The 21,673-nt window shown below is 46.5% G+C and carries 19 protein-coding genes; 8 read left to right on the top strand and 11 right to left on the bottom strand.

Going from position 1 to position 21,673, the window contains the following annotated elements:
• Positions 1-3: 3 nt before the first annotated feature.
• Positions 4-1,461, bottom strand: coding sequence for a CoA-acylating methylmalonate-semialdehyde dehydrogenase (locus HYN48_RS04500; protein WP_108369987.1), 1,458 nt, complete (start codon positions 1,459-1,461; stop codon positions 4-6).
• A 208-nt stretch (positions 1,462-1,669) separates the two neighbouring features.
• On the opposite strand from HYN48_RS04500, the gene HYN48_RS04495 reads away from it, so the two are divergent.
• The 4 genes from HYN48_RS04495 to HYN48_RS04480 all read left to right on the top strand — a co-directional run bounded on the left by HYN48_RS04495 (position 1,670) and on the right by HYN48_RS04480 (position 6,170).
• Positions 1,670-2,797, top strand: coding sequence for a DinB family protein (locus HYN48_RS04495; protein ID WP_108369986.1), 1,128 nt, complete (start codon positions 1,670-1,672; stop codon positions 2,795-2,797).
• A gap of 263 nt (positions 2,798-3,060) precedes the next feature.
• Positions 3,061-3,603 (top strand): peptide-methionine (R)-S-oxide reductase MsrB, encoded by a 543-nt coding sequence (gene msrB / locus HYN48_RS04490; protein WP_108369985.1) that lies wholly within the window; start codon positions 3,061-3,063, stop codon positions 3,601-3,603.
• Between the two features lie 83 nt (positions 3,604-3,686).
• A complete protein-coding gene (locus tag HYN48_RS04485; protein WP_108369984.1) occupies positions 3,687-3,989 on the top strand; it encodes a hypothetical protein in 303 nt (100 codons plus the stop codon).
• 147 nt (positions 3,990-4,136) lie between these two features.
• Entirely contained in the window at positions 4,137-6,170 is a 2,034-nt protein-coding gene (locus HYN48_RS04480; RefSeq protein WP_108369983.1) for a M13 family metallopeptidase, read from the top strand.
• A gap of 185 nt (positions 6,171-6,355) precedes the next feature.
• Here the strand turns inward: HYN48_RS04480 and mfd are convergent, their stop codons facing one another.
• Both mfd and HYN48_RS04470 read right to left on the bottom strand, forming a co-directional pair.
• Positions 6,356-9,658 (bottom strand): transcription-repair coupling factor, encoded by a 3,303-nt coding sequence (gene mfd, locus HYN48_RS04475; RefSeq protein ID WP_425433129.1) that lies wholly within the window; start codon positions 9,656-9,658, stop codon positions 6,356-6,358.
• A 59-nt stretch (positions 9,659-9,717) separates the two neighbouring features.
• Entirely contained in the window at positions 9,718-10,305 is a 588-nt protein-coding gene (locus tag HYN48_RS04470) for a hypothetical protein (RefSeq protein ID WP_108369981.1), read from the bottom strand.
• Between the two features lie 135 nt (positions 10,306-10,440).
• Between HYN48_RS04470 and HYN48_RS04465 the strand changes: the two genes are divergently transcribed.
• Entirely contained in the window at positions 10,441-11,388 is a 948-nt protein-coding gene (locus HYN48_RS04465; protein ID WP_108369980.1) for an L-threonine 3-dehydrogenase, read from the top strand.
• Positions 11,389-11,439: 51 nt separating this feature from the next.
• Here the strand turns inward: HYN48_RS04465 and HYN48_RS04460 are convergent, their stop codons facing one another.
• The 7 genes from HYN48_RS04460 to HYN48_RS04430 form a co-directional block, all read right to left on the bottom strand.
• Positions 11,440-12,024, bottom strand: a complete 585-nt coding sequence (locus HYN48_RS04460) for a globin family protein (protein WP_108369979.1) — start codon at positions 12,022-12,024, stop codon at positions 11,440-11,442.
• 17 nt (positions 12,025-12,041) lie between these two features.
• Positions 12,042-12,479: a hypothetical protein gene (locus HYN48_RS04455; RefSeq protein ID WP_108373372.1), complete on the bottom strand. Its 438-nt coding sequence runs from the start codon at positions 12,477-12,479 to the stop codon at positions 12,042-12,044.
• 173 nt (positions 12,480-12,652) lie between these two features.
• Positions 12,653-13,168 (bottom strand): nuclear transport factor 2 family protein, encoded by a 516-nt coding sequence (locus HYN48_RS04450; protein ID WP_108369978.1) that lies wholly within the window; start codon positions 13,166-13,168, stop codon positions 12,653-12,655.
• Positions 13,169-13,240: 72 nt separating this feature from the next.
• The gene (locus tag HYN48_RS04445; RefSeq protein ID WP_146171718.1) at positions 13,241-13,537 is read right to left on the bottom strand and encodes a hypothetical protein; all 297 of its coding nucleotides are present in this window, start codon (positions 13,535-13,537) and stop codon (positions 13,241-13,243) included.
• A gap of 176 nt (positions 13,538-13,713) precedes the next feature.
• Complete coding sequence (locus HYN48_RS04440; protein WP_108369976.1) at positions 13,714-14,028, bottom strand: hypothetical protein; 315 nt, start codon at positions 14,026-14,028, stop codon at positions 13,714-13,716.
• 69 nt (positions 14,029-14,097) lie between these two features.
• Positions 14,098-14,940, bottom strand: a complete 843-nt coding sequence (locus tag HYN48_RS04435) for a hypothetical protein (RefSeq protein WP_108369975.1) — start codon at positions 14,938-14,940, stop codon at positions 14,098-14,100.
• 827 nt (positions 14,941-15,767) lie between these two features.
• Positions 15,768-16,202, bottom strand: coding sequence for a very short patch repair endonuclease (locus tag HYN48_RS04430; protein ID WP_108369974.1), 435 nt, complete (start codon positions 16,200-16,202; stop codon positions 15,768-15,770).
• A gap of 239 nt (positions 16,203-16,441) precedes the next feature.
• On the opposite strand from HYN48_RS04430, the gene HYN48_RS15265 reads away from it, so the two are divergent.
• Positions 16,442-16,726 carry a DUF6471 domain-containing protein gene (locus tag HYN48_RS15265; protein ID WP_181248528.1) on the top strand — a complete coding sequence of 95 codons (285 nt, stop codon included), beginning with the start codon at positions 16,442-16,444 and terminating at the stop codon, positions 16,724-16,726.
• Positions 16,716-18,083 (top strand): DNA (cytosine-5-)-methyltransferase, encoded by a 1,368-nt coding sequence (dcm, locus tag HYN48_RS04420; RefSeq protein ID WP_219909599.1) that lies wholly within the window; start codon positions 16,716-16,718, stop codon positions 18,081-18,083. Before HYN48_RS15265 ends, dcm begins: the two co-directional genes overlap by 11 nt.
• Here the strand turns inward: dcm and HYN48_RS04415 are convergent.
• Entirely contained in the window at positions 18,080-18,973 is an 894-nt protein-coding gene (locus tag HYN48_RS04415) for a DpnII family type II restriction endonuclease (RefSeq protein ID WP_181248527.1), read from the bottom strand. The genes dcm and HYN48_RS04415 overlap by 4 nt on opposite strands.
• Positions 18,974-19,160: 187 nt before the next feature.
• Between HYN48_RS04415 and HYN48_RS04410 the strand changes: the two genes are divergently transcribed.
• Entirely contained in the window at positions 19,161-21,515 is a 2,355-nt protein-coding gene (locus tag HYN48_RS04410) for a DUF5686 and carboxypeptidase-like regulatory domain-containing protein (protein ID WP_108369971.1), read from the top strand.
• The last annotated feature ends 158 nt before the right edge of the window (positions 21,516-21,673 follow it).

Below are 21,673 nucleotides of genomic sequence, written 5' to 3'. Positions count from 1 at the left end.
GCATTAACTCATCCAATTGACGCCCGCTTCGGGATTCCATTTGATCGTTGACTTCTTGAGCTTGGTCCAGAATTCAATCGAGCTTTTCCCGGTGATGTCACCGACGCCGAATTTGCTTTCGTTCCAGCCGCCGAAACTGAACGGCTCCCGCGGTACCGGAACGCCCACATTCACACCAATCATTCCCGCGCTTGCTTTGTCAATAATATAGCGTGCCATACCGCCATTTTGGGTAAAGACGCTCGCGGCATTTCCGTATGGATTGGCATTTTCAATCGTCAGGGCTTCGTCTACGGTTTTGGCCCGCATGATAGAAATTACGGGGCCGAAGATTTCTTCACGCGCCACGCTCATTTCCGGTGTTACGTAATCGATGACGGTGGGCCCGACGTAGGTTCCGTTTTCTTTGCCGTCGACTTTGGCATTGCGTCCATCGACCAATATCTTCGCTCCATTACTTTCGGCTTCGGAAATATATCTTTCAATTCTTTGCTGGGATTCCTTGTTGATGACGGCACCGAGATTTTCTCCGGGAATAATCTTCCTGGCCTCATCGCAGATTTTCTCAATAATCGCATCAACGTTACCCACGCCAATCATTGCAGACGCCGCCATACAACGCTGCCCCGCACAACCGGACATGGAAGCGGCCACATTCTGTGCCGTCATTTCCGGAATCGCGTCGGGCAATACCATCAGGTGGTTTTTGGCGCCACCTAATGCGAGGCACCTTTTATAATTTGAAGTCGCTCTTTGATACACGATTTTCGCTACTTTGGTGGAACCGACAAAAGAAACCGCTTCGATATCGGGATGGTCGCAAATCGCATTAACGATATCGACATCACCATGAACGATGTTGAAAACGCCGTCGGGTAATCCGGCTTCTTTTAATAATTCGGCCAATCGTCCACAGCTCAGCGGCACTTTTTCAGAAGGTTTGATGATCATGCAGTTTCCTAAAGCGATGGCGTTTGGGATGGTCCAATTGGGCACCATCGATGGGAAATTAAATGGCACGATCGAAGCCACAACACCCAGCGGCACGTGCTCTGTACGGCATTCAACACCTTTACTGACTTCCAGCAGTTCACCCGTTATCAATTGCGGTAAGGACGTGGCAAATTCCGTGAGCTCGATACATTTCTCAATTTCGGCAACGGATTCGCCATAGGTCTTTCCGTTTTCTTCACTGCAAAGCCGGGCCAGTTCCTCAAGGTTTTTTTCGAGTAAATATTTGTATCGGAAAAATACCTGGACACGTTCTTTGATCGGGGTTTTGCTCCAGGCAGGAAACGCAGACTGTGCGGCTTTTACGGCACGGTCCAAATCGGTAGCGGAAGACATCGGGACGATAGAAAGATAGTTTCCGTCCAATGGGGAAATAACGTCCATGGTTTTTGACGTGGAGGCACTTACGAACCTCCCGTCAATATAATTCTGAATTGCGGGATACTTCATTTTCGGTAAATTACTTTTTAAATAATTTAATAAAAATAGAAACAATTTCGAAACAAACAACGCCGTGCGTTAAATTATCGTTAAATATAGAATCAATCTACTTTGATATTCCTATTTACAAAACTTCTGTCACCAGTGTGGCACGAATAAAAGATAAACTTATATTTGTGTGAGGCAACTGCAACGCCTCGCCTAAACCGACACCATTATGAAAAAAATTCTTCCACTCCTGCTGCTGGCCACAGTGCCGCTGCACGCCCAACAGCCAAAAGTTGTTTCATCAGACTGGGCGGCCTTTACACAAAGCATTTCCATCGAATCCAGGACGAAGAAAAAATTCCGGCTTGAGGCCTCTGTAAAAGTGGTTTCACAGGATACGCACGCCTCCGCAGGCTTGTGGGCAAGGGTTGATAACAAAAACGATGAGCAGGGATTCTTCGACAATATGGGTGACCGCCCGATTACTGCGGGCGATTGGAAATCCTATACCGTGGAAGGGACAATCGATGCCAATTCGAGTGTGTTGAATTTCGGCGGACTCTGTGAATACAACGGCTCATTCTATTTCGATGATTTCAAACTGTCAATCGAAAATGACAAAGGAGGTTTCGATCCGGTTTCAATCCGCAACGGCAGTTTCGAGCAAAGGGTCAAAAACAATACCATCCCCGAGTGGACCATGGGCATTTCAAAAGACAAGGCGCTGAAGATAAAGGAATACGATGTCGCCTCCGCAGATGACAAGACCGCGGGCAAGTCGTCGTTGGTACTCGAAGGCAAGGGCATCGTGTATAAGGAATGGGGTAAAATCGGAAATGTCGAAGGCGCTTCGCCGCAAATCGGTTCGATGATCTCAATGCTCGAAGACCTGAAAAACCGCGTGGAAAACAAAGTGAAGAATATGAGCCAATACGAGCTGGATTACCTTCACGACGACAAGGCAAACCGGATCGGCTCGCTGATAATGCACCTCGCCGCCGCGGAAGCCTACTATCAGGTGCTGACGTTTGAGAACCGTACGTTTAACGATGAGGAAAAGAAAAAATGGGAAGTGGCCCTCGATCTCGACCAAGGCGGCCGCGATGAATTTAAAGGCCATGATGTGCAGTATTATCTTGACATCTATAACGAAGTACGTGCCAAAACCATCGCAGAATTAAAAAAGCGCGACGACGCCTGGTTTGAGCAAACGCCGAATGGCACAAGCATGACCAACCATTACTGCTGGTTTCATGTAATGGAACACCAGTCGAGCCATTTGGGCCAGATTTTGTTTTTAGCCAAAAGGATTCCGCCGGAACAGGAAGTGAAACTGGACCAGCCCATTAAAAACTAGTTCACAATCGGAAAACACAACAGCCATCGGTAACAGATGGCTTTTTTATTTCATCCCCATTTTGTAAAAAAGTATTACGTGGCTGTCGCCTTTGGCGCGAATTGTATTTCAAGATGTAACTGCCCATTTTTTCGAAAGTGATGAACGCATGAAGCAGCGCAGTCCCATATTAAAATCATAAATTACCGTTAATTCAGGATTTTTGTCGGGCATCTGACATACCCATGCCAACCAAATGCGTAATTTTAGCGTAAATGCCTATTATGAAAACGAAATATGCTTATCTCGCCCTGATGTCGCTGCTGTTCCTCACGGCCTGCGGACAAAAGAAAAACCAGACTGTCAAGGCTGCCAATGCCGCCAATGTAATTTCCAAACCCGAAAATCCGTACTACTCCAATACCGACACGACCAAGTTGAACCTTTCGGACGCAGAATGGAAAAAAATCCTTCCCGAAGACGTCTACGAAGTGTCGCGCCACGCCGATACCGAACGGCCTTTCACCGGTAAATATTGGAACACGAATGACAAAGGCACATACTATTGTGCTGCCTGCGGCAACAAGTTGTTCCGCTCTACAGCCAAGTTCTCCAGTGAATGCGGCTGGCCGAGCTTTTTTGAGCAGGACAACAAAAACAGCGTGGTCTATAAAAACGACAATTCGCTCGGGATGGAGCGCATCGAGGCGTTGTGTGGGCGGTGCGGCGGGCATTTGGGCCACCTTTTCGACGACGGACCCGAGCCTACCGGCAAAAGGTATTGCATGAATTCGGTCGTGTTGGATTTTATCCCGGATTCTAAATAAAGTATCTCAGGAACCATACGTTAAATAAAGGGACTGCGTGTTGACATTAATTCCGTATATTTAAGTTTACAAACAACACAACCATGAAAGACGAATTTAAGGCGGTTTTTGACGCATTGGTAAGAGAGGGTTTCCACCAGTTGCCTGACCGGAGTCCTGATAGCGGAAAACCGTTCGAATTTAAGATCACGCCGTATTCGCTGAATACCAAATTGAGCTTCAAGTTTGAGAATCTGGCCCATTTTATTGAATTCCTGAAACTGTCAGCGATACAGGGCGATGAAAAAATCCTGTTACTAAACAACACTTTCATTGAACTGGGCCTGGACCCGAATGATTTTTTTTACGTGAATTTTTACGAAAAAGGAAAGGATGCGGAGCTGTAAAGCATCTCCGAAGGCTTGCCTGAACCCGTCTACTCTTGCCGCAGCTTAGCGGCTTTTTGCATAAATTTCATTTATTTGTAACAATTCGGCAGGAAAACCCACTAACCGCTGTACTATTTTATTGACAAATCAATTAAAACCACTGTGATGATAAAAACAAAGAAGTTCCCATTGCTTATGGCCGCGGGATTAATTGCACTGACTTCGTGCAAATCCGACAAAGAAGAGGCCAAAGGATCAGGCATACTGGTCAAAAACATGGACAAATCGGTAAAGCCGGGTGATAATTTCGATGCCTATGTAAATGGCGCCTGGGTTAAAGCCAACAAAATTCCGGCAGATAAGTCCTCGTATGGCGTTTTCGACATTCTGAATGACAAGGCGCAGGAAGATGTGAAGGCCATCATTGAAGAATCGGCCAAAGGCAATTTTGCCGATGGTTCCAATGAGCAGAAAGTAGGCGATCTCTACGATTCTTACACTGACATGAAAACGCGTGATGCCAAAGGAATCAAGCCATTGCTTCCTGAACTGGCCAAAATCGACGCTATTAAAACCTACGACGACCTGGCAGCCTATTTCGGCCAGGCAAACCGCACGGGCGGAGGATCTCCCGTAGCCGTAGGGGTCACGGAGGACTTTAAGGACCCGACGAAATATACACTGTACGCATGGCAAAGCGGCATCAGCCTGCCGGAAAGGGAATATTACCTTTTGCAGGACGCCAAATCAAAATCAATACGCGACAAATTCAAGTTGCATGTAGCGAAAATGTTTGCTTTGGCAGGCATCGCCGACGGTGAAAAGAATGCAGACATCATCCTGGGCCTCGAAACCCAGATTGCGATGCAGCATGTCAAAAAGGAATTGACGCGTGATATGTCGTTGATGTACAACAAAACCGAGATCACCGACTTTAAAAAATACATGCCTGCTTTCAACATGCCATTGATGCTTCAGAATGCGGGTATTAAAAACGAAAAAAACATCCTCGCCTGCCAGCCCGCGTTTCTCAAAGGACTGGATAAAATCATCACCGGCACGCCCATCGACGCCTGGAAAATCTACCTGAAATGGAATGCCATTGATGGTGCCGCCGGCGTACTGACTTCAGCATTTGACAAGCAGAATTTCGAGTTTTACGGCAAAGTACTTTCGGGTACAGAAGCCCAACTGCCGCTATGGCGCCGCGGCGTAGAAGTGGTGAACGGCAGCCTCGGCGAAGTCATCGGGGCGATTTATGTGAAGAAGCGTTTCTCCCCTGAAGCCAAGGAAAGGATGTCGGAAATGGTCAAGAACCTGCTTGCCGCATACAAGGAAAGCATCACCAATCTGGACTGGATGACGCCGGAAACCAAAAAAGAAGCTTTGGACAAACTGTCGAAATTCACCCCAAAAATCGGATACCCTGACCAATGGCGCGATTACTCCTCGCTCAAAATCGTGAAAGGGGACCTGTATGGCAATGTCGAACGGGCCACCGCTTTTGAATACAACCGCCAGCTCAACAAACTCGGCAAGCCCGTAGACCGCAAGGAGTGGGGCATGACGCCGCAAACCATCAACGCGTATTACAATCCAAGCATGAACGAAATTGTATTTCCGGCCGCCATCCTGCAGCCGCCATTCTTCGACATGACCAAGGATGATGCGGTGAATTATGGCAGTATCGGGGCCGTAATCGGGCACGAGATAGGACACGGATTTGACGACCAGGGCAGCACCTTCGACGGCACCGGCACCATGAGGAACTGGTGGACCGAAAAAGACCAGGCTGCTTTTAAGGCCAGGACGGGCGCGCTCGTCTCGCAGTACAACGAGTTTAAGGTGTTCCCTGACCTCAACGTAAACGGTGCCTTTACGCTGGGCGAAAACATCGGCGACCTGGGCGGCATCACGATAGCCCTGAAAGCCTACAAGAAAAGCCTGAACGGTAAGGAAGCTCCCGTGCTGGACGGATTTACCGGAGTGCAGCGTTTCTTCATCGGGTACGCGCAGTCGTGGCTGGAAAAATCGAGGGAAGAGGCCCTGAGGAACCTTGTCGCCTCCAATCCGCATTCGCCGCCGCATTTCCGTGTTAACGGAATCGTGCGAAACATACCCGAATTTTATGAAGCCTTTAATGTAAAACCGACGGACTCTTTGTACCTAGCTCCTGAAAAACGGGTGAAAATCTGGTAAACATACAGGCAACTTTTTTATAAAAAGAAACCGGCTCTAGGGCCGGTTTTTTATTTTTTTTATATGGCGCGCCCTGCGGGCCGGGCTCTGCGCGGTGCATGGCACCCTGCTGCGATCCCTCGCGCGGCGCCGTACACGCATGATGTAACTTTTTCAAATCTTATTTCTTTACCGCGGCAGCGCGCCTACACCATCTCCAGCAACTGCAGGGCTTTCCCAATCGATTTTACATTTTCGAATGTCAGCAGCAGACGCAGCCCGTTCGGTGTTTGCTTTTCCTTCATGCGGCAGAGCGTCGGCTGCTTCTGCACAAATTGAAGCACCTTCTGGAATTGCGCAGACACATAATAATCTGATTGCTGGTCTGAGACAAAATAACAGATCATCTTGCCCTGCTTCATAACAAGCTTTTCAATACCGAGTTTCGTGGCGACCCACTTCAGCCTGATGCTGTTCAACAGCGATTTGGCCGGTTTGGGCAATGCCCCGAAGCGGTCGGTGAGCTTTTGCTCGTAGGCAAGCAGCGACGCTTCGTCTTTTATCAGGCTGAGCTCATTGTAGAGATTCAGCCTTTCAGAGATGTTATTGATGTAATCGTCAGGGAACAGCAATTCAAAATCCGTGTCAATCTGCAAATCCTTGACGTATTCCTTCTCGTGTCCCTCATCGGCGTCGGCATATAAATCCTTAAACTCATTTTCCTTGAGTTCCTCGATGGCCTCATTCATGATTTTCTGGTACGTCTCAAACCCGATCTCATTGATGAAACCGCTTTGCTCCCCGCCCAGCAAATCCCCGGCACCGCGTATCTCCAGATCCTTCATCGCAATACTGAATCCGCTGCCCAGTTCGCTGAACTGCTCAAGCGCCTGGATCCTTTTCCTGGCATCATCGGTCATGGCCGAATACGGCGGGCAGATGAAATAACAGAACGCTTTCTTATTGCTGCGGCCAACGCGACCGCGCATCTGATGCAGGTCGGATAAGCCAAAATTGTTGGCATTGTTAATGAAGATCGTATTGGCATTCGGGACATCAAGACCGCTTTCAATAATGGTCGTTGCGACCAGCACATCGAATTCCCCATTCATGAATGCGAGCATCAGTTCCTCGAGCTTTTTCCCTTCCATCTGCCCGTGTCCGATTCCGACGCGCGCGTTGGGCACCAGCCTCTGGATCATCCCGGCGACTTCGCGGATGTTCTCTATGCGGTTGTTGATAAAGAATACCTGCCCGTTTCGTTGTATTTCATACGATATCGCATCGCGGATCAGCTCTTCATTAAAGCCGACGACATTCGTCTCAATCGGGTAACGGTTCGGCGGCGGCGTGGTGATAACCGACAAATCACGCGCCGCCATCAGTGAAAACTGCAATGTCCTCGGGATTGGCGTGGCGGTGAGTGTCAGCGTATCCACATTCGCTGAGATGGTCTTGAGCTTGTCCTTGACATTTACGCCAAACTTTTGCTCTTCGTCAATGACTAATAAGCCCAGATCCTTAAACTTCACATTCTTATTGACCAATTGGTGCGTCCCGATGACAATGTCCAGCCTGCCCTCTGAAAGGTCTTTCAGCGTTTCGGCCTTTTGCTTTGCGGTACGGAAGCGGTTCAGGTAACCGATGGTGACCGGCATGTCTTTCAACCTTTCAGAAAAAGTCCGGAAATGCTGGTACGCGAGGATTGTCGTTGGCACCAGCACCGCGACCTGCTTCCCATTGTCGACGGCCTTGAATGCGGCGCGTATCGCCACTTCCGTCTTTCCAAAACCGACATCGCCACACACGAGGCGGTCCATCGGGCGGTCGCTTTCCATATCTGCCTTGACCTCCTGTGTGGCCTTGACCTGGTCCGGCGTGTCTTCATAAATGAACGAACTTTCGAGTTCGAGTTGCAAATAACTGTCCGGATGGTACTGAAAGCCTTTTTCCAGCCTGCGCTTGGCATACAGCTGGATCAAGTTAAAGGCGATGTGCTTGACGCGCGCCTTGGTTTTCTGCTTCAGTATCTTCCAGGCGTTCGAGCCCAGTTTGTAAATCTTCGGAGGCGCACCATCCTTGCCATTGTATTTGGCAATCTTATACAGCGAATGGATGCTGACGTACACAATGTCATTGTCGGCGTAGACCAATTTTATGGCTTCCTGGGTCTTGCCTTCTACCTGGATCTTCTGCAATCCGCCGAATTTCCCGATTCCGTGGTCGATATGCGTCACGTAATCCCCGACTGAAAGCGTATTGAGTTCCTTCAGCGTAATGGTTTGTTTTTTTGAATAGCCGTTCTTGATGCTGAATTTATGGTAACGCTCAAATATCTGGTGGTCGGTATAGCACGCGACTTGATTTTCCTCATCTACAAATCCCTGGTACAGAGGCATTACTACGGTCTCGTACTGCTTGCGCAGGTCTTCCGTGTTCGTTTCGTCAAGGCTCTCAAAAATATCGTGGAAACGTCTCGCCTGCTGTTCGTTAGAGCAGAACAAATAATTTTTTATTCCGTTAAAATGGTTGTCGCTCAAATTGTTCAGCAGCAAATCAAACTGCTTGTTGAACGACGGCTGGGGTTTGCTGACGAACTCGAAAACCATATCGGATTTAAAAACCGCTTTGGATCCCGTTTCGGCAATAGTAAAATCCAGGGCCTTCCTGGTAAAGGTTTCGCGGTTCACGAAAAGCTGCTCCGGTTTGGCATGCTTGATTTCCTTATTGAGCTTTTCGAAAGCGTCCCCGGCTTTTTCGTATAATTTGTCCAGTTTATGCAGCAATCCTTCGGTATCGCTGATGAACAGGATTGATTTCGGGTTGATATAGTCCAGGAAACTTTCACGATGCTCCTGGAAAAATTTATTTTCGACGTTCGGGATGATTGCGATTTTCTTCTGCCGCTCGATTGAAAGCTGGGTTTCAACATCAAAGCTGCGGATGCTTTCCACCTCATTCCCAAAAAACTCGATCCGGTACGGGTGGTCATTCGAAAAGGAAAACACGTCGATGATGCCGCCACGCACAGAGAATTCCCCCGGTTCGGAAATAAAATCGACACGCCGGAACTCATATTCGAACAGCACTTCATTGATGAAGTCGATGGAAATCTTATCACCCAAGGCAATTTTCAATGTATTCTTCTCGAGCTCCTTCTTGGTCACTACCTTCTCGAAAAGCGCTTCCGGATAGGTAACAATCACGCTGGGCTTCTTCCTCGAATTGATCCGGTTCAATACCTCGGCACGCAACAGGATATTCGCGTTGTCAGTATCCTCTATCTGGTACGGATTGCGGTAGGAGCCGGGATAGAAAAGTACATCCTCGGTGTTAATCATCTGCTCGAGGTCATTCAGGAAATAGGCCGCCTGCTCCTTGTCGTCGAGTACCAGCAGGAACGGGTTGTCCGATTTTTCAAACAATGCTTTGATGACAAAGGAATACAATGAACCCGTGAGCCCTTTCAGATGGAGCTTCTGCTCCCTTTTCTGGAGCTGCTCCGCAATCCGGCTTGTCCTGACATCATGGTCGTACTTATTGAATAAGGCCTGTTTGCTCAAGGGCTTTATTTTAATTTGATTGGATTATTGGGGATGGCGCGCGTGGTATCAAGCATCCGGATCATATCGGATTCGCCGCGCTCGAGCGGGACGTTGTCGCGGGAAACGACTTCCTCCATTTGCAATTTGAGTGAGAACAGCGTCGCGTTGATGTCAGAAATGCACATCACTACTTTTTGCTCCGGAATGTCATCAAGGTTGATGTAGAGGTCGAGGGACCGTATCTTGGTCGTCAATGCTACGATGCGGCTGCGGATTTCAGGCTGCGCGAATTTCATCGGGAGGTTGTTATTGAGCTCCAGTACACGCTTTGACAATTCCTGTGCTTTTTTCTTAAACGCGCCGATCGAACTTTTAGGCTTCTGGCGCAACGCCGTCAGGAACAGACGCCATTCCTGCCAGTTGCCGACGACATCCTGCGTCTGCGTATTGACGGGCTGGTCATTGAAATTCCACGACCGTTCAATCACGTTGAAAACCGCTTCCTTTTTCCTGAGGTCTTTTTGTATTTCCGCGGTGCGTTTCGCCTGGTCGTCCTGGCAGGAAAACAGCAGCAGCGAGAACAGGCACGCGAGCAGTGGATGTACTTTCATTCTTTCTGATTGAGGCGCAAAGTTACGCAAAAGTTCGGAAGTTCGGAAGGCCGAAAACCCCTGCGCCATCATAAACCAGCGTTCTTTTGAACTTCCGATCTAACGGACTATATTTGTAAAATAAACAACACGCTAATGCCAAAAATACTTATCATCGGGGCCTGTGGACAAATAGGCACCGAACTCACGCAGAAACTCCGCAGCATTTACGGAACGGACAATGTCATCGCTTCGGACATCCGCAAGCTCAATACGGATGTTGTGAATTCCGGACCCTTCGAAGTCGTCAATGCGCTGGACTTCAACCAAATCGAACACCTCGTCGAAAAACACCATATCGAAGAGGTCTACCTTATGGCCGCGCTGCTGTCCGCTACTGCAGAAAAAAACCCGGCATTTGCGTGGGACCTGAATATGAATTCGCTATTCCATGTGCTCAATTTAGGCAAAGCCAAAAAGATCAGGAAAATATTCTGGCCCTCCAGCATCGCCGTATTCGGACCTACGACACCGAAAGAAAACACGCCTCAGTATACGATCATGGAACCGTCAACGGTTTATGGCGTCAGCAAACAGGCGGGCGAACGGTGGTGCGAGTACTACCACAATATTTACGGTGTGGATGTGCGCAGCATCCGCTATCCCGGGCTGATCAGCTGGTCGACACCTCCGGGCGGCGGCACGACTGATTACGCCGTCGACATTTACCACAAAGCGCTGTCCGACAAAAAATATGAGTGCTTCCTGAAAGAAGGGACGCGCATGCCGATGATGTATATGGATGACGCGATCAACGCCACCGTGAGTATCATGAAAGCGCCTGCGGAACAGATTAAGATCCATTCGTCCTACAACCTGGCGGCAATGAGTTTTGCGCCGGAGGAAGTGGCCGATGAGATCAGGAAACACGTTCCCGGTTTTGAGATCACTTATGCGCCTGATTTCAGGCAGAAGATTGCCGACAGCTGGCCCGCAAGCATCGATGACAGCCGCGCACGGGAAGACTGGGGCTGGAGCCATCAATTCGACCTGGCATCAATGACAAAAGACATGCTGGAACATCTTGCAGCAGACTTAAAATAAAAAATCGTCCCGGTGTTATCGGGACGATTTTTCGTTATAACCAATTCAAATTTATTGCTGTACGATAGGCGAACGCAATGACTCCAGTACGGCAACCACATCACTGTAAAGTTGGGTATTTGCCGCCACGCCGTTAGCCTGTGCCGCTGCACCTACATAACCTTCGAACTTGTCGTAGTTGGCATTGGTCGCTTTAACACCCATCCTTGGATTTACCGCAGGGTTGTGTGCTGAGGCCATATCCAGACCATTGTACGTGTTCACCGCATTGGTTCCTCCGGTGTTGAACGAGAAGAAATCAGTAAGGTTGTCTGTAAGGATAGCCAGGTTAGTTGTATTTCCGGCCCCTACCTCTGCAAGCAGCGGTGCGAAGTGCGCGGAAAGGTTACCCTCGGCACCTGCCTGTACATCGGCTACGATAAGGCCTACGGTAGAGTTGACTACTTTCCTGTAGCTCAAACGTCCTTTCTCAATCATTTGTCCCGCGTTATCCGGATCGGCCACCATAGTGGTTCCGCCGAGCCTGGCGTAGATAGAGGTTGTGTCTTCTTTTTCATCGGAATCGCTGCACGAAACCAATGTTGCGCCTGCGATGAAAAACATCGACAATAAGGCGCCTTTGGCAAACTTTGTCATAAGAATTTATATTAAGGTTAATTAAATACGCTTTGTACGGCCAGGGCAAACTTGTATTTGAAGCTACCCGGATCCATGGCAGGACATACCGGTTTCGATGCGAGTTCACGGGGTACCGTAAACATTTTGGCATTATAATGTCCTTTGGAAATCAATTGGTCGAAAACTTTTTGGGAATTCGTGTATCGGTTGTCGTGGAAATAGACGACCACATTGTTCTTTACGATAATACTGTCACTGGTGATGCCTTTGATGGTGCGCAGGTTGCTGCAAACCTCCTTTTTCTTTGCCTCGTCGAGCGGCTCGCTGAAGTCAATGCGGCTAACCTGTATGTTAGGCACATCAAGTTTCAGTGGTCTGGCCGTCGCGATATGGGCGACGAGCACAATAAACAAAAGCAGCAACGTCCCTAACAATGACAAGGCTGCTATCTTGATTTTCCTTCGTGTAGTCATAATCTGGTTATTTTGGTCTTTACTAATGTACGCAGTAAAAAAGAGGTTGGATTTTTCAATATCCAAAATCATGTTAATTTATATCGGTTATAAATAAACAACAATAAAAAACCCGGTGCTGAAACAGCAACGGGTGATAAGAAATCGCCTAATGTTGTCATCCCATCCAGCGGTCAGTTTTTTTCCTGCGGCTTTCCGATTTCTTTCAATTTTTCGATATACCGTTCCTCATAGGCGGCTTTTGCCTTGATTACCTCGTTGGTATTGTCATTAGGGACGGTCATCGAAAGCACGTAATGCGCGATTTTCCACTCTCCGTTTTGTTTCCTGAGTACGCCCGAACCGCGGCAAATCTTCATCCAGGTATCAAGCAGCTCGTCGAACCAGGCGATATTGCCATCGTCGCTGAGGTAGATGTGGCGCTCCAAGGGTTTGAAGTCCCATGCTTTACCTTTATCGAAGAACGGTTTCGCAAAGCTGATGAACGCGTCTTTCGTCCAGTTTTCGCCGGGATCGGTCCCGATAAACATGGCATCTTTTGACAATGCCGAAAAATAATTGTCGAAGTTGGCTGCCGCGGCATCCTGATGCCATTGGTCCAGCACTCTACTGATTTCAGCCGTTTTATCGGCCTGGGCATTAACCGCTGTTGTAATCAGCAATGCCAGTAAGGGAAGAATTTTTCTCATCGTATAAGTTTCAGTTAAAAGTACAAATTATTGGTCATTGACCCAAGTTGACCCTACAAACCGAAATTACCGCTACGCTAAGCGCAGGTTGCGGAATCTTGAAATCAGCGTGATGAATACCTGCCTGTCCTCCTGGCTGACCGGGACAACGGTTTTCGACCCATCCGTGGTAATGATGTGCAATTTGTACCTGGGCGTCAGGTAGCGGTGCAGGAATTTTCCAAAAACCCCCGAGGCGGGAAGTTTGTTGCGCCTCACCAGGAACATCTGCGAGATCTGGGATAAATAAAAGGTATGCATGGTACCCTTGTCAAAAAGGTTCAATATATCGTCTTCAATGCGGAACGGCGCTGCAAATTGTAGGATCATGTTATGCATATTATGGTCTTTTGATTGAATGCAAAGGACGCGCACGACGCGCCCTCGCGCATTACGCAATTCAAAGACAAGTTTACAGGATTTCGCTTTCGTCCCTGCCAGGTTTTCAAAAAGAAAACCGCCCATGCGGACGGTTTTCGGGGTGTATATATAGAGATGTGGATGTGCTAAGACGCCTGTGCCGGCCGGTTGCTGTCGCGTACATAACGTACCGCCGCAGTAAAATGCCAGCAATCCTGCGGACGCAACCTAATGCGGATGCGCTGCCCGTCGGTGGTATTGATGCGTAGTTTGTAAGTGCGGTCCTCGGCATACATCATGATTCCCATAAAGGTGGGAAAATGTGACGGTTTGCGCTTGCGTATGTCCATTTTACTGATGGATGCCAGGGGCAGGAACAGTGATTTTTGCTGCAGCCCAATGTGCAGCATGCCATCAGTGATGGTCATGTAAGGCGAGCGGTGATCTGGCTGTGTTCTCATAATCTTGCAATTTGTTTTACAAAGAAAACACAATCCGCAAGGCTTGTCTTTCAGTATTTTGAGGTTTTTTTATAATTTAATACACTGCGGCATCGGTATTTGCATTCGACATGTCCCATAAGAGTTGGAACTGTTGCGCGTAAAAACGCAATTCGTAAACGCCCCGCCGGGCACCGACGAACCGTAATTCTCTATCGCGATGGCGGCTGCGAATCCTATATCATCGGCAAAATTACGGTCGAAGGTACAGTTCAGGGCATCGATTGTCGACGTTATCCCGTATATCGCGCCGCCCAATACGACGCATGTGTTCGTTGTAAACCGGATGTTTCTTAAGTTGACCGTACTGCTGCGGGCGTAGAGACCCCCACCGTTCGTGCCGTAGATTGCGTAGCCTGAGACGGATATCCCGCCATCACTTATGGCATATCCCCGGGCAATGGTGAATCCGTCCATCCCGGCCTGTGTCAGCCCCGCAGCCACCACGACGTGGAATGCATTGCCCGTGACGTTGAAGCCGTTCGTGAATGGCGTATCGTCATGGTCCAGGTCCCCGTCGAGCACAGTTTCATTGGCGGGATTGTAAGGATCGCGCTCGGCGAGGGTCGTTTCGGTACCGTTGAAGCCGCCATACAGCGTCACATTGTTGCGCAAAACAAACGCATCGTGCCGGTTGCCGGGCAGGTAGGCGCCGGTTTCCGCATTGCGTGTCGGTACGTAATTGCCTGCCTTCACCCAGACTTCGCCGCCGGACGGCAGTGTGTCCATCATCAACTGCAGATCGTTACCCGCGTTACTCCAAGAGGAGCCGTCCATTGTACCGCTGCCGGTAGGGGTGACGTAGCGGATGTTTTGGGCATAGGCCTGTGACAGGAAAAAGAAACAGCATAAAAAACGTAATGTATTTGCCATGAGATTTTCGTTTGGTTGATCGTACCCAAAACTAGTCATCGCGTATACGATACCATAAAAATCATGGTCATCAAAATGGTCATCAATGGGATATCGTTTTGATTTACAGCAGGTAATTGCCGCTGTGTTTTGCGTGCCGACCTGAGTGGTGCTGGTACGCCAGCACAGATTAAGATGGTTATAGTGGAGTTGCTATGGCACAGTCATCAGGCGGTTCACTACAGGAATCGGTTTTGACCAGACTACGTTAAACAGTTGACGAGGCGGTATTTCGGGCGGTCATGCCGGTTGGAATCTATACCAGGTTATTTCAGTATCAATGCTGTTTTAATCAGCATAGGTGCTGGATAAATCAGTGTCAATGCTGATTAAATAAGCTTCTATACTGATTAGATGAGCATCAATACGCAATATATAAGCTTCTATGCTGAATAAATGAGTATCTATACTGATTAAATTAGCATCTATACTGATTAAATTAGCATCAATGCTGAATTATTCAGCATTGATGCTAATTTATTTGGTATCAGTGCTGGGTTTACAGTTGTATATTGTGCTGTAAGATATACTATTTCCTGTGATGGAGATTTTACCGGCTAAAAAATGCGTTTCAGGGGAAACATAATGTGGGTTGGATACCACATAAAGCGGGTTGGATGCCGCATTATGCGGTATACATGCGGGTATATCCGGTTCAAACAGTATGCAATAAGCTAATGCGATGCGAAAATCGGGTTAGGTTGGGATTTTCGATTGGAGGTGGTGTTCGATGGTGGTGATGACGGTGGGGAGGTCTTTGCGGATTTGGGTGGTGCAGAAGTGGGGCGTCACTCAAAATAAATCCTATCGTGGATTTCTGCAATGTGCTTTTCAATCGTTCGGACGGTGGTATAAAGATTTTTCCTGATATCGTCACTCCAAAAACGGAGGACGGTCCAGCCGGATTGGATTAGGAATACATTGACTTCATCGTCGCGCTGCATGTTCCGCTCAATCTTTTTCTGCCAAAATTCCGCATTGGCCTTTGGGCGCTTTTCAACGATATCCCAATGTTTCCCATGGAAGAATTCACTGTCTACAAATATGGCAATCTTGTATTTCTTAAAAGAAAGGTCGGGTGTTCCGAAAATGGATTTGTTGTGTTTGCGATAGCGGTGGCCGCGCTTCCATAGGGCTTTTGCAAGTAACACTTCGGATTTGGTGTCCTTGCTTTTGATGGCGCGCATGATCTTGCTTCTTTTATCCTTTGAAGACTTATCCATAAAACACAGTTTAAAAGCATATTTGATGATTTAAGTTACGCAAAATAATATCCAATGGGCTACATTGAAGGCTGAAATTTTTATAATTAGTTTACCTTTTGTTTAGCCTTACACTAATTATATTTAAGTTCATTTGAAATTGCAAATGTCGTCTTGATAACACGTGTTTTCATTTTCATACATTTATTTGCATATATGATAATTATTGTATAAAATTGCAATAAATATTTTGTAGCAAAATGATTAATTGGGGAGACAAAGCGAAACGTTTACTCAAATCAGAGTTGATTAAAAGGGGTATATCCAATGCTGATTTAGCATTAATGCTAAAAGAGATTGGGGTAGATGAGACCAAAGCGGGAATCGATAGTAAAATCAGCCGTGGAAGTTTTAGCGCATCCTTTTTTTTGCAATGCCTCTTCGTTATAAGATGTAACAAAATCGAAATTGAGCAATACGAGAATAACTCATTGAGTGTTGCCGAGCCAAATGTTGAATATAAAAGAATACGTGATGGAAAATAGAAAGAAAATACGGTTTATCGATCTGTTCGCTGGACTTGGAGGGATTCGGCTGGGCTTTGAGGCCGCTTTTAACAAAATTGGGTTTGAAACAGAATGTGTAATGACCTCTGAAATAAAGCCTCACGCGGTTAAAACTCTTAATAAAAACTTTAGGCACGATTTCTTTGTGGGTGATATTTTCAAAATTAGAGATGAGTTCATACCCGATTTTGACTTCCTCTTAGGAGGATTCCCTTGCCAGCCTTTCAGCTCCGGAGGGAAGCGGAGAGGATTTATGGACACTAGAGGGACTTTATTTTTTGAAATCGAAAGGATTTTAAGTGAGAAAAAACCATATGGGTTTATATTAGAGAACGTGGAAGGTCTCGTAAAACATGATTTAGAGAATAAGACAGATGACATAGGCCGAACTTTATCAACGATACTTTTTAAGCTAGAAAACGATTTGGGATATCATGTTTCTTGGAGCGTTTTTGATTCTTTAGAATTTGGATTAGCACAATCAAGAAAGAGAATTTTTATAGTTGGGACAAAATCGGGTAAAGTTGATTTGAAAGGGAATGAACCTAAATTTTCAGTGCTTAAGGATATTTTAGAGAAAGGACTCAAGACCATAGAATCAGATTTTGTAACAAAAATTTTAGCGCACTTTGAAATAAAGGATTTATATGGAAAGTCAATAAAGGACAAAAGAGGTGGTGACAATAATATCCATAGTTGGGATATAGGTTTAAAGGGTGAGGTTTCCGAAAAGCAGTCGTTCTTGCTTGACAAATTATTCAAAGAGCGAAGAAAGAAACAATGGGCAGAACAAATAGGGATTGATTGGATGGACGGAATGACACTAACATTGCAGCAGATAAAAACGTTTTTTGAATGTCCCGAAAGTGAATTACATGAAATGCTTGAAGATTTGACACGAAAGGGTTATTTAAAGTTTGAACACCCGAAAAAATTAGTTAAGGAACAAACCGACAATGGTATCAAAACATATAGAGAATACGATACTAGTAAGCCCAAAGGATATAATATAGTAACGGGAAAGCTAAGTTTTGAAATAAATAAAATACTTAATCCTGATGATATTGCTCCAACATTGGTAGCAACCGATGTGTCAAGGCTAGCTGTGCCTGATGGAAATGGGCTACGAAGATTAACAATTAGAGAAGGATTAAGATTATTCGGCTATCCTGAATGGTATGAAATTCCAACTAAAGAAAATGAGGCGTTTGATCTATTAGGAAATACTGTAGCAGTTCCTGTTGTAGAGTTTGTTGCTTCTAAAATGGCGGATAATTTTGCAGCCAATTTCGATGAAGGTGTCGGGACGCTTTCAAAACACGAAATACTAAATTAGATATAAGCGTCTAAAATTCCATCTAATAAATCGAGCGTTTTCTGATTTATTACATAATCACTTGCACCATATATTCGATGTAGGTCATTTTGTCTTCCTACCCATCCAAATCCATCGCAGTAATTAACCATTATAATTTGGTTTTGCCTATGATTTGCATTATGTTTCATCAATGCTGAATATATATCGACTAATTGATCAGCCCTTTTTGATTGACCGCTTCCCGTAGTTATATTATATGATGCTTCAATTAAAATTTTTGGTTCATTGAGTGATGGGATCAAAAAATCTATATTTTTGTTTAATAGAGGAAATTCTTTCATCACTTCATAGGAAACATTTCTACCAGTTACTGAATTATAACTGTCTATCTTATTTTTAATTAGCGTTTCAATATGTGTACCAACTCTATTTGAATATTTATCTTGAATTTCTCCATCATTTAGTATCCGTTCAACATAATTAAAATTACTAAGATCATTAATGAAATCAATGCTAAGTAATTTAAAATTTTGTAGATAATATAGCGGGATCTCCTCACCTACTATTGAATTTCGCCCGTTTATAAAAAAATCTACCAAAAGATTTCGAAACATATCATCTTTGATAATTAAATTAGATATCTGCTTTGTGCTCCATTCTGTGTTAAACTCCTGATTAAGAAACTTTACTCTTATCAAAGAAACTACTCTTTTGAGCCTTTCTTCCGACAGACCAATTAACGAAATCAGACACCTTAACCTTGTTAATGGAACGACTCCTTCAAGATTTTGAGTCAAGAAATTAGACAATAAATTATGTTCTGAGAATTGACTGCAATTATTGTTAATGAACGTTGTTAGATTTTCTATACTCTTTAAAAAATTATTATCAAATTCATCGTCAATCATAAAAGACATCGAATTTTTCCACTCATTAAATGATATTTTGTGCATGATGTTTTTTCGTAAATGTATAAATTTAAAATGAAAGTAGTTAAACCCTACTTGTACTGACTGCAGAGTTAATACCTCGCATCATTTTTAACACCTCCTTCACAACCATTTCCCCTATTTTTACCCCACCAAAACCCAAAACATGAAATACGTTCTCCTCTGCATCTTCCTGTGCAGTAAGCTTTTCGCGCAGCATACCATCTCCGGGACCGTTATCGACGCCACCACCCAATCCCCACTTGCCTTCGCGAGCATCAAAGCCGACAACGGCAGCACCACGGGCTCAGACCTCAACGGGCAGTTTACGCTGGAATCGGCGAACGAAATCACGCACATCACCGTGAGTTATATCGGGTACAAGTCCAAAAAAGTGGCCGTATCGCGCGACCCTAAGCTTGCGCTGAAAATATCGCTCGAGCCGGCCGAGAATGCGCTTGAGGAGGTCACCGTGAATTATGTGAACCCCGCACACGCGATCATCAGGAAGGTCATCGCGAATAAGAAAAAGAACAACCCCAACAGCCTCGGGTCGTTTACGTACAACTGCTACAATAAGATGATGCTCAATGTGCGCCATACCGACTCGGCGCACACGAAGGTCGATATGTCGAAACACGCCTTTATGATGGAATCGATCACCAAACGGAAGTTCCTCAAACCCGACCTCAGCGAGGAGACCGTAACGGCTACACGGGTATCGGGTTTCCAGAATCCGGCGTTTGCGGCCGTGATGACCGATTTCCAGCCGTTCTCATTTTATGAGGATGACATCAGGATGCTCGACAAGCACTACCTGAACCCGATTGCCAACGGCAGCCTCGACAAGTACCAGTTCCGTCTTGAAGAAACGCGCGCGTCGCTTAGGGACACCGTTTACGTGATATCGTTTGCCCCGCGAAAGGGTAAGAATTTTGATGCGCTGAAAGGGCAGCTTTTCATCAACAGCAACGGCTATGCGGTACAGAATGTCGTGGCCTCCCCGGCGGAAAAGAAAAAAGTCGAGCTGCGCATCCGCCAGCAGTATCAGTTTACGGGCGGACAATGGTTCCCCGAGAAAATGAATTTCGCACTCGTCTTTAACGACTATCCTGCGAAGCAGATGTACATGGTCATGGACGGCAAAAGCTACATCGACAGCGTACAGATCAATCCGGCATTGCGCCGGAGGGATTTCGGGATCGAATCCGTGCGGATCGCTGCCGACGCGACACGTAAGGATTCGTTGTTCTGGGACCAGTTCCGGAAGGAGAAAATCAACAGCGTCGACCTGAAGACCTACCGCCTGCTCGACAGCGTAGGCAGGGAGCACAACATGGACCGCATCGTGGCCGGTATCGCACGCTTCATTGAAGGCAGGCTGCCCATCGGTCCGATTGATATCGACCTGAACAGGACCTTTACATATAATAAGTATGAGGGACTGCGGCTGGGCACCGGCATATACACAAATGACAAGCTGTTCCGGAACTTTACCGTAGGCGCATTTTATGGCTACGGGCTGAACGATGAGGAATCTAAATACGGGGGTGAGTTCATTTATACGCTGTCCCGGAATCATGAGTTCCGGATTGGGGCGCAATATTACCATGATCTTGCGGAAACGGGTATTTTCGGCGCCGACCTGTCGCGGAAGTCCCTGTTTGGCTATCGCAAATACATCGCATCGCGCTTTGACATGAAAGACGGTGAGAATTTCTGGGTGGAATTCCGCAGTTTCCGCTGGTTCAAATGGAAGTTTTCCATGGCGACCGAGGCCGTGACCCTGAAATATCCTTATGCCTTCTTCCCGACCCCACTGGTTCCGGTAACGGATTACCACAATACCAGCCTGAACGTCAACATGCGGTTTGCATTCAGGGAAAGGCTGTCGACAATGTTCGGTCAGCGTACGAGCAGCGGCACCGATTTCCCGGTATTGAATGTGTCCTATACCCGGGGACTGAAGCAAGTGCTCGATGGCGAGTTGTCATACAACCGGTTTGAGGCGCAGGTCGACCAGTCTTTTTATACCAAAAATTTCGGAACGACATCTTATACCCTCCAGGGCGGCTATGTAGACACACCGCTGCCGTATGGCCTGATGTTTACCGGCGAGGGCAGTTATGACCGCGAGGTGCCGGTGATCATGAAGAACACGTTCCAGACCATGCGCCCGTATGAGTTCCTTTCCGACCGCTATGTGAATATATTCCTGTCACACCATTTCTCAGGCCTGCTTTTTAAGGCCGGACAATTCCAGCCCGGAATTTCGCTGCACACCAATGCGGGGTGGGGCGATATATCGCGCCCTTATGTGCACAACACCGACTACCGGATCAAAAGAAATTGGTTTTTCGAATCGGGCCTGCAGCTCGACAGTCTGCTGAAAGCTGATTATTTCGGGATTGCCAACGCCGGTTTCGGTATTGGCGCCTATTACCGTTACGGGGCGTATTCACTTCCTGATTTTAAGGACAATATCGCATTGAAAGCCACTTTTACATTTACGCTGAAGTAAGTCGGTTGCCAGCTGGCAGGTGTTAATTTTTATACAATCCCCATGTTTTTGTTACAGGATTTTCACGCTTAAATCCCGTAAACATTAATGAGAATCCTGTAAGCCGGCAAGGAACGTGCGCAATAATTTTGGCATATAAACTTTTATAAAAAATTATT

Origin of the sequence: Flavobacterium magnum, assembly GCF_003055625.1 — a bacterium.
GTDB classification, from domain to species: domain Bacteria; phylum Bacteroidota; class Bacteroidia; order Flavobacteriales; family Flavobacteriaceae; genus Flavobacterium; species Flavobacterium magnum.
Note: the sequence above shows the minus strand (reverse complement) of the source record. Positions and strands in the feature narration are given on the sequence as shown.